The 14,058-nt window shown below is 71.7% G+C and carries 14 protein-coding genes and 1 pseudogene; 6 read left to right on the top strand and 9 right to left on the bottom strand.

Going from position 1 to position 14,058, the window contains the following annotated elements; genetic code table 11:
* Window positions 1–30 precede the first annotated feature (30 nt).
* Window positions 31–1,464, bottom strand: coding sequence for a PLP-dependent aminotransferase family protein (locus ACQEV8_RS10835; protein ID WP_432959355.1), 1,434 nt, complete (start codon window positions 1,462–1,464; stop codon window positions 31–33).
* Window positions 1,465–1,547: 83 nt separating this feature from the next.
* Between ACQEV8_RS10835 and ACQEV8_RS10830 the strand changes: the two genes are divergently transcribed.
* Complete coding sequence (locus ACQEV8_RS10830) at window positions 1,548–2,030, top strand: carboxymuconolactone decarboxylase family protein (RefSeq protein WP_432972601.1); 483 nt, start codon at window positions 1,548–1,550, stop codon at window positions 2,028–2,030.
* Between the two features lie 47 nt (window positions 2,031–2,077).
* Here the strand turns inward: ACQEV8_RS10830 and ACQEV8_RS10825 are convergent.
* The 3 genes and pseudogenes from ACQEV8_RS10825 to ACQEV8_RS10815 form a co-directional block, all read right to left on the bottom strand.
* Window positions 2,078–3,567: pseudogene (locus tag ACQEV8_RS10825) on the bottom strand (glutamate synthase subunit beta).
* Window positions 3,568–3,685: 118 nt separating this feature from the next.
* Window positions 3,686–4,165 carry a DUF1772 domain-containing protein gene (locus tag ACQEV8_RS10820; RefSeq protein WP_432959354.1) on the bottom strand — a complete coding sequence of 160 codons (480 nt, stop codon included), beginning with the start codon at window positions 4,163–4,165 and terminating at the stop codon, window positions 3,686–3,688.
* Window positions 4,166–4,469: 304 nt separating this feature from the next.
* Entirely contained in the window at window positions 4,470–5,153 is a 684-nt protein-coding gene (locus ACQEV8_RS10815) for a DUF2293 domain-containing protein (protein WP_432959353.1), read from the bottom strand.
* 162 nt (window positions 5,154–5,315) lie between these two features.
* Between ACQEV8_RS10815 and ACQEV8_RS10810 the strand changes: the two genes are divergently transcribed.
* The gene (locus ACQEV8_RS10810; protein ID WP_432972598.1) at window positions 5,316–5,957 is read left to right on the top strand and encodes a uridine kinase; all 642 of its coding nucleotides are present in this window, start codon (window positions 5,316–5,318) and stop codon (window positions 5,955–5,957) included.
* A 218-nt stretch (window positions 5,958–6,175) separates the two neighbouring features.
* Window positions 6,176–6,601: a CBS domain-containing protein gene (locus tag ACQEV8_RS10805; protein WP_432959352.1), complete on the top strand. Its 426-nt coding sequence runs from the start codon at window positions 6,176–6,178 to the stop codon at window positions 6,599–6,601.
* A 34-nt stretch (window positions 6,602–6,635) separates the two neighbouring features.
* On the opposite strand, the gene ACQEV8_RS10800 is transcribed toward ACQEV8_RS10805, so the two are convergent.
* Window positions 6,636–7,763, bottom strand: a complete 1,128-nt coding sequence (locus tag ACQEV8_RS10800; protein WP_432959351.1) for a magnesium and cobalt transport protein CorA — start codon at window positions 7,761–7,763, stop codon at window positions 6,636–6,638.
* Between the two features lie 242 nt (window positions 7,764–8,005).
* Between ACQEV8_RS10800 and ACQEV8_RS10795 the strand changes: the two genes are divergently transcribed.
* Window positions 8,006–8,800, top strand: a complete 795-nt coding sequence (locus ACQEV8_RS10795; protein ID WP_432959350.1) for a methyltransferase domain-containing protein — start codon at window positions 8,006–8,008, stop codon at window positions 8,798–8,800.
* Between the two features lie 111 nt (window positions 8,801–8,911).
* Here ACQEV8_RS10795 and ACQEV8_RS10790 read toward each other — a convergent pair whose 3' ends face one another.
* Together ACQEV8_RS10790 and ACQEV8_RS10785 are read right to left on the bottom strand one after the other, a co-directional pair.
* Entirely contained in the window at window positions 8,912–9,817 is a 906-nt protein-coding gene (locus tag ACQEV8_RS10790; protein WP_432972595.1) for a carbohydrate kinase family protein, read from the bottom strand.
* A gap of 80 nt (window positions 9,818–9,897) precedes the next feature.
* Window positions 9,898–10,803, bottom strand: coding sequence for a pseudouridine-5'-phosphate glycosidase (locus tag ACQEV8_RS10785; protein ID WP_432972592.1), 906 nt, complete (start codon window positions 10,801–10,803; stop codon window positions 9,898–9,900).
* 102 nt (window positions 10,804–10,905) lie between these two features.
* Here ACQEV8_RS10785 and ACQEV8_RS10780 point away from each other — a divergent pair, with 102 nt between their 5' ends.
* Window positions 10,906–11,334 carry a VOC family protein gene (locus ACQEV8_RS10780; RefSeq protein WP_432959349.1) on the top strand — a complete coding sequence of 143 codons (429 nt, stop codon included), beginning with the start codon at window positions 10,906–10,908 and terminating at the stop codon, window positions 11,332–11,334.
* A gap of 14 nt (window positions 11,335–11,348) precedes the next feature.
* On the opposite strand, the gene ACQEV8_RS10775 is transcribed toward ACQEV8_RS10780, so the two are convergent.
* Window positions 11,349–11,903 (bottom strand): methylated-DNA--[protein]-cysteine S-methyltransferase, encoded by a 555-nt coding sequence (locus ACQEV8_RS10775; protein WP_432959348.1) that lies wholly within the window; start codon window positions 11,901–11,903, stop codon window positions 11,349–11,351.
* Between the two features lie 97 nt (window positions 11,904–12,000).
* Window positions 12,001–12,873, bottom strand: coding sequence for a glycerophosphodiester phosphodiesterase (locus ACQEV8_RS10770; RefSeq protein ID WP_432959347.1), 873 nt, complete (start codon window positions 12,871–12,873; stop codon window positions 12,001–12,003).
* A gap of 287 nt (window positions 12,874–13,160) precedes the next feature.
* Between ACQEV8_RS10770 and ACQEV8_RS10765 the strand changes: the two genes are divergently transcribed.
* Entirely contained in the window at window positions 13,161–14,033 is an 873-nt protein-coding gene (locus ACQEV8_RS10765; RefSeq protein WP_432959346.1) for an MHYT domain-containing protein, read from the top strand.
* The last annotated feature ends 25 nt before the right edge of the window (window positions 14,034–14,058 follow it).

The following is a 14,058-nucleotide window of genomic DNA, read 5'->3' as shown; positions in this document are numbered from 1 at the left end:
CGCGTCCGTCGCCGTAGGCGGGCTCGGCGCTCAGGGCCTCGCATCCCCCGTCGACGGCGGCGGCAGCGCACCGCACAGCGCCTCGACGGCCGGCCCGTAGGCATGCTCGGTGGGAGTCGCGTATCCCACGACGAGGCCGTCGCTCACCGCCATGTCCGTGTCCGGGTGCCGGAACGCGCCGAGGCCGTCGAGGGCGATGCCCCGCCAGACGGCGGCCTTGACCGCGGACGCCTCGGTGCCGGGCGGCAGCCGCAGCACGGCGTGCAGCCCGGCCGCGACGCCCGTGACCTCGACCTGCGGGGCGTGCTCGGCGAGTGCCGCGACGAGCCGGTCCCGGCGGCTCCGGTACCGCTGCCGCATCCGCCGTACATGACGGTCGTACGACCCGGAGACGATGAAGTCGGCGAGGCTCAGCTGGTCGAGGACGCTCACCCATGCCTCACGCTCGCCCTTCACGGCGAGTACGTCCTCGACGTACCGCTCCGGGAGCACCATCCAGCCCAGCCGCACCGCCGGTGACAGGCTCTTGCTGACCGAGCCGATGTGGATCACGCGCTCGGGGTCGAGCCCCTGGACGGCGCCGACCGGCCGGCGGTCGTAGCGGAACTCCCCGTCGTAGTCGTCCTCCAGAATCAGCCCGCCACGCGCGCGTGCCCAGTCGATCACGGCGGCACGGCGCGCGGGGTGCAGCGGTCCGCCGGTCGGGAACTGGTGCGCCGGCGTGAGCAGCACGGCACGCTCGCGCCCCAACCGGTCGACCCGGGCGCCGTGTTCGTCGAGGGGGAGCGGCACGGTACGCATCCCGGCGCCCGCGAGGACCTCCCGGTGGAATCCGAGCCCGTACGCCTCCACCGCCAGGGGCCCGCGTAGGACGCCGCCTCCGAACAGCAGCCGCAGCGCGTGCGCGAAGCCGGAGCAGATCACGATCCGGCCGGGCTCGGTCCGTACGCCCCGTGCGCGGGCCAGGTACTCCGTGAGCGACTCCCGCAGTTCGGCCCGACCGGCGGGGTCGCCCGGGCCGAACACCTCGTTGGGCGCCTGCTGGAGGGCTTTCCGGTAGGAGGCCAGCCAGGCCGCGCGCGGGAACGCCGAGACGTCCGGCGTGCCCTGCAGCAGGTTGTGCCGGGGGCCACGCGCGCGTGGAGGTGCCTTCTTGGGCACGCGAGGGGCGGCACGCAGCGGCTCGGCCCGCTCCGCCACCCGGGTGCCCGAGCCCTGACGGGCGGTGAGCCAGCCCTCCGCGACGAGTTCCGCGTACGCGTCGGCCACCGTGTTGCGGGCGACCCCGAGGTCCGCCGCGAGCGAGCGGTACGGCGGCAGCCGCGTGCCCGGCGCGAGCCGCCCGTCGCGTACGGCCTCGCGCAGCGCCCGGATCAGCGCCGCGCGCCGGCCGCCCGGCCCGGACAGCTCCAGATGCAGGTCGGACCCGATCCGCTCCGCGGAATTGACCCACGAATTCGCCATGGAAATGCACCCTACATTGGGTCTTTGCGCCTCGTAGATTGAGGGACATGACGACGAACGCGCACACGACGAACGCACACACGATGAACTCGCACTCGACGCGGACGCATTCGACGGGCACGGACCGGCTGGAGTTCGCGCAGTCCGCCCCGAAGGCCTTCCGGGCCCTCATCGCCTTCGACGCCGCCGCCCGCGAGGGCCTCGACCCGGCCCTCGTCGAACTGATCCAGATCCGCGCCTCGCACCTCAACCACTGCGCGTACTGCCTCCACATGCACACCAACGACGCCCGCAAGGCCGGCGAGAGCGAGGACCGGCTGCACATGGTCGCCGTGTGGCGCGAGGCCCGCCACTTCTTCACCGAGCGGGAACAGGCGGCCCTCGCCCTCACGGAGGCGATGACCCTGGTCGCCGACGCCGGCGTCCCCGACGATGTCTACGCGCAGGCCGCGTCCCTCTTCGATGAACGGGAACTGGCCCAGGTCATGGCCCTGATCTGCACCATCAACACCTGGAACCGGGTGGCACTGTCCACGGCGAAGGTGGCGGGCACGGACGAGCGGTGACCGCCTCCAGCGCGGTCGTCGCTCTGGAACACCCTGGATCGGTCGTACTAGACCACCATGGGCCGGTCGTAGGGCCCGATCGGTGACGGCAGCCGCGAACTGCCCGTCAGGTGACGGTCGACCGCGGACGCCACCGCCCGCCCCTCGGCGATCGCCCAGACGATGAGCGACTGTCCCCGGGCGGCGTCGCCCGCGGCGAACACCCCGGGCACGTTCGTGGCGAAACCGGCGTCACGCGAGACGGTCCCCCGGGGCTCCATCGCCAGCCCCAGCTGGTCTACGAGCCCGTCCTGCCGGTCGGGTCCCGAGAAGCCGAGGGCGAGCAGCACGAGGTCGGCGGGGAGCGTCCGCCCGGTGCCTTCCACCGGGCGGCGCCGCGCGTCCACCTCGACCAGGTGCAAAGACCGCACATGTCCCTCCGCGTCCCCGTCGAAGCGCAGCGTGGACGCCGCGAACAGCCGCGCGTCCGCGTCGGCGACCGGAGCGGTCCGCAGATCACGGGCCTCCTCGTGAGCGGCGGACAGCCGGTAGATCCGCATCGGAAACGTCGGCCAGGGCTCGGCGTCCTCGTCGCGCTGCGCCTCCGGCAGCGCGTAGATGTCCAGCTGGGTCACCGACGCGGCACCCTCCCGGACGGCCGTGCCCAGGCAGTCCGCCCCGGTGTCGCCGCCGCCGACAATGACGACGTGCTTCCCGGCGGCCGCCAGCGGGGAGGCCTCCAGATCGCCCGCGCACACCCGGTTGGAAAGCGGAAGGTACTCCATCGCCTGGTGAACCCCCGTCAGTTCCCGCCCCGGCACCGTCAGTTCACGCCACGCGGTCGCACCCGTGGCGAGCACCACGGCGTCGTAGCGAGTCCGAAGCTCAGCGGCCCCGATGTCCTGCCCGACCGACGTCGACGTACGGAACTTGGTCCCCTCGGCCCGCATCTGCTCCAGCCGCCGCTCCAGATGGTGCTTCTCCATCTTGAACTCGGGGATGCCGTACCGCATCAGCCCGCCGGGCCGGTCGGCCCTCTCGTACACCGCGACCGTGTGCCCGGCCCGGGTCAGCTGCTGGGCCGCGGCCAGCCCGGTGGGCCCCGAACCGATCACCGCGACCGTCTTGCCGGACAGCCGCTCCGGCGGCCTCGGCGGCGCGAAGCCCTCCTCCCACACCCGGTCGGCGATCGCGCACTCGACGTTCTTGATGGTGACGGCCGGCTGGTTGATCGCCAGCACACACCCCGCCTCGCACGGCGCCGGGCACAACCGGCCGGTGAACTCCGGGAAATTGTTCGTGGCGTGCAGCCGGTCGGCGGCCGCCCGCCAGTCCTCCCTCGACACCAGGTCGTTCCACTCGGGGATCAGGTTGCCCAGCGGGCAGGCCTCGTGGCAGAAGGGGATGCCGCAGTCCATGCAGCGATCCGCCTGCTTGCTGATGATCGGCAGCAGCGCGCCGGGGACGTAGACCTCGTCCCAGTCCCGCACCCGCTCCTCGACCGGCCGCCGCGGCCAGTCCTGGCGGGGGTGGTCATGAAACCCTTGGGATCGGCCATGGCCGTCTTCCTTGCGTGCGCGTGTGGCAGGCCGTGCGTCGTCGGGCGGTACTCCTCCGGCCACGATACGTCCGCGTCCGGGGCGCTGCCCGTCGCCACAGCCGTCAGGTGAGCGCCGTCAGGTGAGCGCCAGCACGTACGCCAGCGCCGCCCCGGCCGAGGCGACCGTGCGGACGTGGTTCCACATCGTCCACTCGCGCACATACGCCGGCCAGTACGCGGCCGCCTCCGGCGTTCCCGGCTCCAGCCTGAGGAGCGCGTCGTTGCGCGGCACGTTCGCGACCATGGTGAGCCCGAACGAACCGAACAGATACAGCGCGCTGCCCAAGAGCAGTTCCACCGTCCCCTCCTCCGGCCACAGCACGAACGTCACCACGGCGATCACCGCGCACAGCACCGCCGACCCGAGGAACACGACCATGAAGGGCGGCGTCACCGCGGCCACGTTGATCGCGTTCATCGCGGCGACCCCCTGCGCGGGCGGCAACGTGGCGAGGCCCCGCATGACGAAGGTCGAGAAGCCGCAGAACACCCCGGCCACCAGGCCGGTCCCGAGCACACCCAGCACCGTCAGCACGAAGTACGGTCCGTCGATCATGTCAGCCTCTCCCGCCCGTCGAGCCGGGATCCTGCCCGGCACCCTTACTCACCACAAGTGAATTCCCGTACGAGCACAGTGACCACGGCCGAGCGGCGCGGGGCCATAAGCGAGCGTCCACGATCCCCCGAACGGCCGTGCCCACCGGACGACACCGGGCCGTCTGCCGTCTGCCGTCTGCGGTCTGCGGTCTGCGGTCTGCGGTCTGCGGTCTGCGGTCTGCGGTCTGTCGTGTGCCGTCGCGGCGGCCCGTCGAGGAGGCGAAACGCCGGCCTTGCCCGGCGCCCGCCGACGCCCGGCCGGATCACCCGGCGGAACCGAGCCCCGCCTCGGCCCATCCCCTGAGCACCGTCTCCACCACCACCGCGATCCGCCGCCGCGCCTCGTGTCGCGGCACCCCGCTCATCAGCAGCCGGTCGTACGGCGTGTCCAGATGCCGTACTGAGGCCACGACCGCCGAGGCCACCGCGGCCTCGGTCAGCGCACGCCCCGCCGCACTGCGGCCCACCCGCCCGCTGCCACGCTCCGAGGCGTGTGCGGCGATGGCCTGTGCCCGGTCGGCGGGACATCCGGGATACAGCCGCCGTATCTCCGCCGCGAACGCCAGAGCGAACCGCTCGTCCTGGGCCGCCCGCCGCCGCGCGTCCCGCACCCGGCGCCGCCGCCGTGCCTCGGCGTCCGCGAGACATCGCTGCTCGGCCCTCGCCAGCGCCGCCTCCTCGACCAACACGCCCTGCCGTTCATAGCGGCTCTTGCGCCGGTTGAACCGCACGACCACCGCCGACAGCGTGCTCTCCTCCCGCGATCTGCGCGTCAGCGCGGTGTCGCCGCTGGGCAGGAACACCAGATGCCCGAGGTCGGCACAGTCGAGGCAGCGCGGGGTGCGCTCCTCCAGGACGAGCAGGGGCAGCGGCCCTCGCCGGCACTCGGCGCAGTACCGGCCCTTGAGAGGCTGGAAGACGAGGAGCCCGGTGAGGGGCGGAAGCATCGCGCGCGGGACCATACATGGTTCATTCCCCCTGACGACGGGACGAACTACGCCGTCCACGACCGACCCCGGCCGTGTCGACGCCGCCTCCCTGCGGCCTGCCCCTTCCCGGTGTCCGAGGAGCCGACGGGCGTGACAGCTCCTGCCGCGGCCTGACGCATGATGGGCCGTGTGCGACTCGAAGCGATCACCTGGGACCGGCTCGGCGACCTGCTCGCCGAGCGCCTCCTCGACCTGAAGCCCGCCGACGGCGCTCACTGGCCGCGCATCGCCTTCGACGGCGCCCCGGCCGCCCGCCCGGGAGATCTCGCTCAGCGTGTCTCCGAGGCACTGCGCATACGCGGCCGCTCGTCGCTCGTCGTGGGCACGGAGGGTTTCCTGCGCCCCGCATCGGTGCGGCTGGAGTACGGCCACCGGGACGTGGAGGCCTATTACAACGGCTGGTACGACACCGGCGCCCTGTGGCGCGAGGTGTTCGACCCCCTCGAAACCGGCGGCGACGGCCGCGTCCTGCCTGACCTGTGGGACCCGGTCGCCGACCGCGCCACCCGCAGCCCCTACGTCGAACTCCCGTCCGGTGGTGCCCTGTTGCTGCACGGGCCCTTCCTCCTTCGGCACTGGTTCCCCTTCGACCTGAGTGTTCACGTCCTGCTCTCTCCCGGCGCCCTGCGCCGTCGCACGCCCGAGGCCGAGCACTGGACCCTCCCGGCCTTCGAGCGCTACGAGCACGAGACGGACCCGGCCGGCACGGCCGACGTCCTGGTGCGGGCCGACGATCCGCGCCATCCCGCGTGGAGCGGTTGAGGGGCTGCTCGCGGTTGCGTGGGCGCGGAGGGTTCCATGTGCGGGCATCCGGCGGGCGGCTTCCGTGTGCGGGCATCTGGCGGGCGGGTTCCGTGTGCGGGCTTCTGGCGGATGGGGTTTCCATGTGCGGGCATCCGGTGGCGCGGCGAGAATGAAGGGCGTCGGGACTCGCGGTGCGTTCCGCGCCGCGCCGGCCGTCCGGCATCGGGAGGTACTTCATGACCACCGCCGGAGACATCATGCACCGCGGCGCCCAGTGGATCCCCGCCCACGAAACCCTCGACCGCGCCGCCCAGCTCATGCGCGAACTGAACGTGGGCGCCCTGCCCATCAGCGACGAGAACGAGCGGCTCTGCGGCATCCTCACCGACCGCGACATCGTCGTCGGCTGCGTCGCCATCGGGCACGACCCCGCCAGGATCACCGCCGGTGAGATGGCCAAGGGCACCCCGCGCTGGATCGACGCGAACGCCGATGTCGGCGACGTGCTCCGAGAGATGCGGGAGCACCAGATCCGCAGGCTGCCCGTGATCCAGGACAAGCGCCTGGTCGGCATGATCAGCGAAGCCGACCTGGCCCGGCACCTGGCGGACGACCAGATCGCCTCCTGGGCCGAGAGCGTCTACTCCACCACCACCCGCTGACCCCTGTGGGTCACCCCCCGCGTCATGGCCCGGGTCAGAGCCAGCCGCTGCGCCGGAAGGCCCGGTACAGCGTCACGCACGCGACGGATATGACGCCGAGGACCATGCCGTAGCCGTACCGCCAGTGCAGCTCCGGCATGTGCTCGAAATTCATGCCGTACACGCCGCAGACCATCGTCGGCACGGCGATGATCGCGGCCCATGCCGTGATCTTCCGCATGTCCTCGTTCTGCGCGACCGTGACCTGCGCGAGGTGTGCCTGCAGGATGGAGTTGAGCAGTTCGTCGAAGGCGGCGATCTGCTCCCTCGCCCGCAGCAGATGGTCCGAGACGTCGCGGAAGTACGCCTGTATCTCCGGGTCGACCGCTCGGATCGGCCGGGTGGCGAGATCCTCCAGCGGGCGGCTGAGCGGCACCACGGCCCGCTTCAGCTCGAGCAGTTCACGCTTGAGCTGGTAGATGCGCCCCGGGTCCGCTCGCGCACCGGTCTCCGCGAAGACGTCCGTCTCGACCTGGTCGATGTCCGCCTGCATCGAGTCCGTGACGGTCAGGTAGTCATCGACCACATGGTCCGCGATCGCGTGCAGCACCGCGGAGGGGCCCTTGGCCAGCTGGCCGGGATCGGACTCCAGTTCCTCGCGCAGCGGACCCAGCGAGCCGTGCCGGCCGTGCCGGACCGTGATCACGAAATCCCCGCCGACGAACACCATGATCTCGCCGGTGTTCACCACTTCGCTGGTGGCAGTCAGTTCCTCGTGCTCGACGTAGCAGACCGTCTTGAACACCGCGAAGAGCGTTTCTCCGTACCGCTCCAGCTTGGGGCGCTGGTGGGCCTCGACGGCGTCCTCGACGGCCAGCGGGTGCAGGTCGAAGAGTTCGGCGATGCCCGCGAACTCCCGGTCGGTCGGCTCGTGCAGGCCGAGCCAGACGAAGCCCTCCCGGCTCTTGCGCACCCGCTCCACGACATCCACCAGATCGCCGCGCGCGGGGGTGCGGACACCGTCCCGGTACGTCACGCAGTTCACCACCGAGGAGCCCAGCGGGGAGCGGGCCGGGTGACTCAGGTCGACGCGGGGGCGCCGCCTGGCCAGCCGAGCCACCTTGCGAAGGCCACCGACCCCGCCGAGGCTCGTGACCTTCCGCAGATTCCCTGCCATGGACATCCGGATCTCCTTGCGTGGAACTCCTCGCGCCGTTCCTGCGCCTTGGCGCGTCAGTCTGCCAGGCCCACGTGAGCTGCGGGTAAGCCTGTGGAAACGACCCATTCCGCTTTGTTCCCGGCTGTGGACGAACGACTCGCCGGTGCCGCCGCTCTGAGACATCGACGCGGGCCGGTGCGGGTGCGGTTCTCCTTACCGGAGCGTCGACGAATAAGAACAAGTCAGACAAATGGGATGATCGCGGCATGACGCGAACCGATGGGCACCTCCTCGACAACCGGCAGACCGAGGCGGCCGAGCACTTCAGCGCCTTCGCCGCGCTCTTCGACCCCACGACGTTCCGGCATCTCGAAGCACTCGGCGTCGGATCCGGCTGGCGGTGCTGGGAGGTCGGCGCCGGCGGTCCGTCCGTGGTGTCCTGGCTGGCCAAGAAGGTCGGCCCGACCGGACGCGTCGTCGCGACCACCACCGACACCTCACGGCTCGCCCGGGGCGCCCGGCCGCCCGTCGAGGCCCGCGTCCACGACCTAGGCACCCAGGACCCGCCGGGGGAGGGCTTCGACCTGGTGCACGCCCGCCTCGCCCTCGTCCACGTCACCGACCGGAAAAGGGCGTTGCGGTCCATGGCCGACTCTCTGCGCCCCGGCGGGCGCCTCCTCGTCGAGGACGTCGACCCCGCACTGCAGCCCCTGCTCTGTCCCGACGAGTACGGCCCCGAGCAGCAGCTCGCGAACCGGCTGCGGCACAGCTTCCGCAAGCTGCTCGCCGACCGCGGGACCGACCTCCCCTGCGGCCGCACCCTCCCGCGCCTGCTCCGGGAGGCCGGACTGACCCGAGTCCAAGCCGACGCCTACTTCCCCATCGCCTCACCGGCCTGTGCGGCCCTGGAGTCCGCCACGGTCCGCCAGATCCGCGACCAGCTGGTCACCGCGGGCCTCGCCACGGACCAGGACATCCAGCGGCACCTCATGAACGTCACGTCCGACGCGCTCGACCTCACGACGCCACCGATGATCTCGGCGTGGGGACGCAAGCAGTAGCCAGGGGTGGTGCGGGCGTGGGACAGCAGCCGGGCAAGGAGGCCCTGCTCCACCTCAGCCTGGCTGAGGCGCCTGCCCCTCCTCAGCCAGGCAGGGGCGGTCCGCCCTGCCTCAGCCGGGCAGAGGCGGTCTCCCGCCCACCCGCTCCACTGCCCGCGCACCCGCCCGGCAGCCCTCCTCCGCCGCCTCCTTCGGCCCGGCACCCGCGAGCAGGGCGCCGAGGAACGTGCCGGTGAAGGCGTCACCGGCGCCCGTGGTGTCCTGCGGCGTCGCCGGGGTGGCGGGAACGCGGGCGCACACCTTCCCCGAGCGGGCCACGAGTGCTCCCTCGCGCCCCTGCTTGGCGACGACCAGTGGGATGCGCAGGCTCAGCTCGGCCGCGGCGTCGTCCGCGTCGGCCAGCCCCGTCAGCAGGCACGCCTCGTCCCGGCTGGGCAGCAGTACGTCCACGCCCTCGACGAGCGCCAGGAAGCGCTCGACGCCCAGCCCTTTGAGGAACCCGGCCGACGCCGGGTCCAGGCTCACCGGTACGCCACGCGCGTGTGCGGCCTTCAGAGCCACCCTCGCCAGGGCACGACCCGTTTCGGAGAACAGGAGGTAGCCCGACAGATGCAGCCGGGCCACCCCGTCGAGCAGCGCTTCCGACCAGTCGGCGGGGTCGAGCCGTGACGAAGCGCCGCTGTCGGTGAGGAAAGTCCGCTCCGCCGAGGCGTCCCGGTCCACCAGGCAGATCACCATGCCGGTCGGCGCCCGCGGGTCGACCACGAGCTGCGGGCGGACGCCGTGGGCCGCCAGTTCACGCTCGTGCCAGTCGGCCGCGTCCGCGCCCACGCGCCCGAACAGCCGAACCTCAGCCCCACCCCGGTGTGCCGCCCAGCACGCCACATTGGCGCCCGCCCCGCCGGGCACCGTCCGGATCGAGGCAACCGTGTCCGTGCCCGCCGCGAGCGACCCCCGGTGCCGCGCGACGACATCGGTGATGACATCCCCGACGACCAGCAGCGCCGTACCTTCCACGGACCGCTCTTCACGTCCCGTGGAGTGACCGGCCTCGGCCCCGCCCCCGGCCTCGGCGTCGGCACCGCCCCCGGCTCCGGTCACCCCCGGGCCCAAGCCGTCGCGATCCGCGCCGCCAGGCGCACATTGCCGCGGACCGCCGCAAGGTTGGCGCTCAGCGAGGCCCCGTCGGTGTGCCGCACCAGATGGTCGAGCAGGAACGGCGTGACCGCCTGGCCGGTGACCCCCTCCTCCTCGCACGCGTGCAGCGCGTCCGCGAGCACACGCGCGTGCAGCTCCGGCTCGAGCTGCTCCTCCTCGGGGACGGGGTTGGCGACGATCAGGGCTGACTCCGGCTCGCCGAGCGCGTCCTGGGCCCGCATGACGCCCGCCACCTGCTCCGGCGTCCGCAGCGTCCAGTCCACCGGATGTCCCGAGTCGGACAAGTAGAAGCCCGGGAACCGGTCGGTGCCGTACCCGGCCACCGCGACCCCCAGCGTCTCCAGGCGCTGCAGGGTCGCCGGCACGTCCAGGATCGACTTCACCCCGGCGCACACCACGGTGATCCGCTTCCGCGCCAGCAGTCCCAGATCGGCCGACTCGTCCTGCGTGGCCGTCCATTCCCTGTGCACCCCGCCGAGCCCACCGGTCGCGAACACCCGGACCCCCGCCAGGGCCGCCAGCAGCGCGGTGGCCGAGACCGTGGTCGCCCCGCTCGTCCCGGAGGCCACCGCGAGCGGCAGATCGCGATGGCCCAGCTTGCGGATCCCGTCCTCGTTGGCGACCCGCTCCAGCTGCTCCTTGTCCAGTCCGACATGGGGCCGCCCGTCCAGCACGGCGATCGTCGCGGGCACGGCCCCCTCCTGCCGCACGACGGCCTCCAGCTCCAGGGCCACCTGAAGGTTGCGCGGCCGAGGCAGCCCGTGGGCGATGATCGTGGACTCCAGGGCCACCACGGGCTGCCGCGCCTCGAGCGCCGCCCGTACCTCTTCCGACATCACCAGCACCACGCGCCTGCCTCCTGTCAGTCGGTCCTCCCTCATCTCTGGCGGGCGGCGCGCCGGGCCAAACCCTTGCGGGCTGTCACGGAGGTCACGAGCCTGGGGTGCATGACTGACCACACAGCACGTCTCGACCACGTCGTCCTCTGGGTGCGCGACCCGGTCGCCGCCGCCGACTTCTACGAGAAGGCCGTCGGCATGGAGCCGCTCAGGCTCACCGAGTTCGCCGCGGGCCAGGTGCCGTTCCCCTCCGTGCGCGTCAACGACGAGACCATCCTCGACCTCATGCCGCTGACCTTCGCGGAACGCATGACCATGCTGCCCGGCGCCGCCGACAGTGCGGGCCACCCCGTCAACCACGTTTGCCTGTCCCTGCCCCGCGGCGACTTCGACGCCCTTCTCAGCCGACTCGAAGAACGCTCCGTACCGATGTCGGACCTCTCGTTCGACTCCTTCGGAGCCCGCGGCAAGGCCACTCGCAGCTTCTATTTCAGGGATCCGGACGGCAACGTCTTCGAGGCGCGGCACTACGGCTGACCAGGCCCGGGACCTCAGAAGAGAGGCTCGGGCAGCACCCCTTCCAGGGCGAGCAGCTTCCGCTTGGTCTCCAGGCCGCCCCCGAAACCGCCGATACCGCCGCCGCTCTCGACGACCCGGTGGCAGGGCACCACCACCGGCAGCGGATTGGCGCCCATCGCCATGCCCACGGCCTGAGCGGCGCCCGGCTGGCCGACCCGCCCGGCCAGCTCGCCGTACCCCACGACCGTGCCGTACGGCACACCCGAGGCCAGTTCGCGCAGGACCTCGCGGTTGAAGCCGGAGATCAGCGACCAGTCCAGGGGCAGGTCGAAGTCGCGTCGCTCACCCGCGAAGTACGCCGTGACCTGGCGTATCGCCTCGGTCAGCAGAGGGGAGCCGGGATCCTCGACGGGCTCGGCACCGAGGCGCGACGCCAGCCGCTCGACCGCCCGGTCCCGCACCGCGTCCGTGGCATGGAACACGACGCTGACCAGACCCTCGCGGGTAGCGGCCAGCAGCAACGGACCGATGCCGCTGTCGACGACACCCCACACGACCCGCTGCTCAACCTGCCCATGGCTGTCCATGCGCCCACCGTACGACCCACCACTGACAACGCCGCCGCGGCGGGAAGACCGGCACGCGGCAACCGGCTACCGGCCTTCCCGCCGCCGGGGCGACGGATCACCCGCCCACGGCCTCCCGCACCACGTCCGGCTTGTTCGTGATGATCCCGTCGACGCCGTATCGGGCGACCCGCTGTGCCGTGGCCGCGTCGTCGACCGTCCAGGTGAAGACCTCCAAGGGCGTGCCGTGCGGTCCGTCGAACGCCTGGACGGCGGAGACGTACGCCGTGGAGATCGAGCCGTACGACGGGTTGATCTGGTCGGCGAAGCCGGCGTAGGCGGACAGCTCCGACACCGGGGGTGTCCCCAGGAAGCCGGTCCTCACACCGGGCTTCAGCTCGTGGACCGTCCGGACGCTGTCCGCGCTGAAGCTCTGCACGATCAGCCGGCCCGCCAGATGCGACTGGTCGAGCCAGCCTTCGTTGCTGAGCACCTTGAGCGTCTGGCGCTCTATCCCCGGATACAGCTCCGGGTTCTTGATCTCCAGGAGGAGCTTCTGGTGGTGCCGCTCGACGCGGTCCACGAACTGCTCCAGCGTCGGCACGCGCGCACCCGCGTAGTCGGGACCGAACCAACTGCCCGCGTCGAGACGGGCGATCTCGGCGGCGGTGAAGTCCTTCACCTTCCAGGGGGCCCGCCCGGGGAAGACCTCCTCGGCATCGGTGGTGCGCCGCAGGTTGTCGTCGTGGACGACGACGAGCTCTCCGTCCCTGGTCTCCTGGACGTCGTTCTCCACCCAGGGGATGCCCAGCTCGGCCGCCTTGTCCACGGCTGCCAGCGTGTTCTCGGGCGCGTACGCGGAAGCGCCCCGATGGGCGATGACCTGCGGCGCCACCTCGGCGTCGGCGGCCCCGGCGGGGGAGACGGGGACGAGGAGAGCGACGGTCCCCAGGAGTGCGGTGGTGGAGGCGGCAACGGCGCGCGCGTGCATGCGTACTCCTCGCGTGAGCGTTCGGCGACATCACAGACACATCAACTGTGACAGCAGAGGGTCAACGCGAGAGGGGTGCAGGATGGCCACAGGTTGAACGCAGATGACCCAACTCCGGTCACTGGTGCCGCACAACTGAGGCAGAGCCGTGTTTCTTTGCCGGAAAGTCGTTCGACCATTCCGGTGGGAGTCATACTCTCTGCGTCAACCCTGACCGCTCATGCGGTCCTGGGAGGGGGCGCACATCAGGAATTCCGGGACGCAAAGGGCGGGAAGGGCAGCCGCGCATGCAGGGCACGGTCGACGGATTCAGTTACGGCCTGGTCACACCCCTGGTGGCCTACCTCATGGCCTGCCTCGGCGGCGCCCTGGGGTTGCGGTGCACCACCAGATCCATGCTCGTCGCCCAGTCGTGGCGCCCCGGCTGGCTCGCCCTCGGCTCGGCCGCCATCGGCTCCGGCATATGGACCATGCACTTCGTGGCGATGATGGGATTCACGGTCCAGGAGACCCCGATCCACTACGACAAGGCGATGACCTTCGCGAGCCTCGCCGTGGCCGTCGTCATGGTGGGTGTCGGGGTCTTCATCGTGGGCTACAAGGGCGCCCGGGGAACAGCCCTGTTCACCGGGGGCACCATCACCGGTCTGGGCATCGCGTCGATGCACTACCTCGGCATGGCCAGCATGCGCCTGGACGGGAAGCTGGAGTACAACACCTTCACCGTCGGCATCTCCGTCGCGATCGCCATGTGTGCCGCCACCGCCGCGCTGTGGGCGGCCGGCCAGGTCCGGGGATTCCTGTGGAGCGTGGGTGCCAGCCTCGTCATGGGGCTTGCCGTCAGCGGCATGCACTACACCGGCATGGCAGCCCTGGACGTCCACCTCCACGGCACCGCCGCACCCACCTCGGGAGAGTCGCCGGCGGCCCTGCTCGCGCCCATGCTGATAGGCCCGCTCGCCTTCCTCCTGCTCGCGGGTGTCGTGGTCATGTTCGACCCGCTGATGGTCATGGGGAAGCCCGCCGTCGCCCCCGTCGAGCAGAAGCCCGGCATCCCCGCCCACACCCACAGCGCCGTCCGCCACTCGGTGCACCGACTGCGGTTCCGCCCCCGCCGCCCCGTGGAGCACAGCCGCTCCAGGACCCCGCAGAAGCGCTGATCGGAGCCCGTTGTCAGTGCGGGGT

It is taken from the genome of Streptomyces sp. CA-179760 (assembly GCF_050937045.1).
In the GTDB taxonomy this organism is placed as follows: Bacteria; Actinomycetota; Actinomycetes; order Streptomycetales; family Streptomycetaceae; genus Streptomyces.
This window is presented reverse-complemented; position numbering and strand designations above follow the sequence as displayed.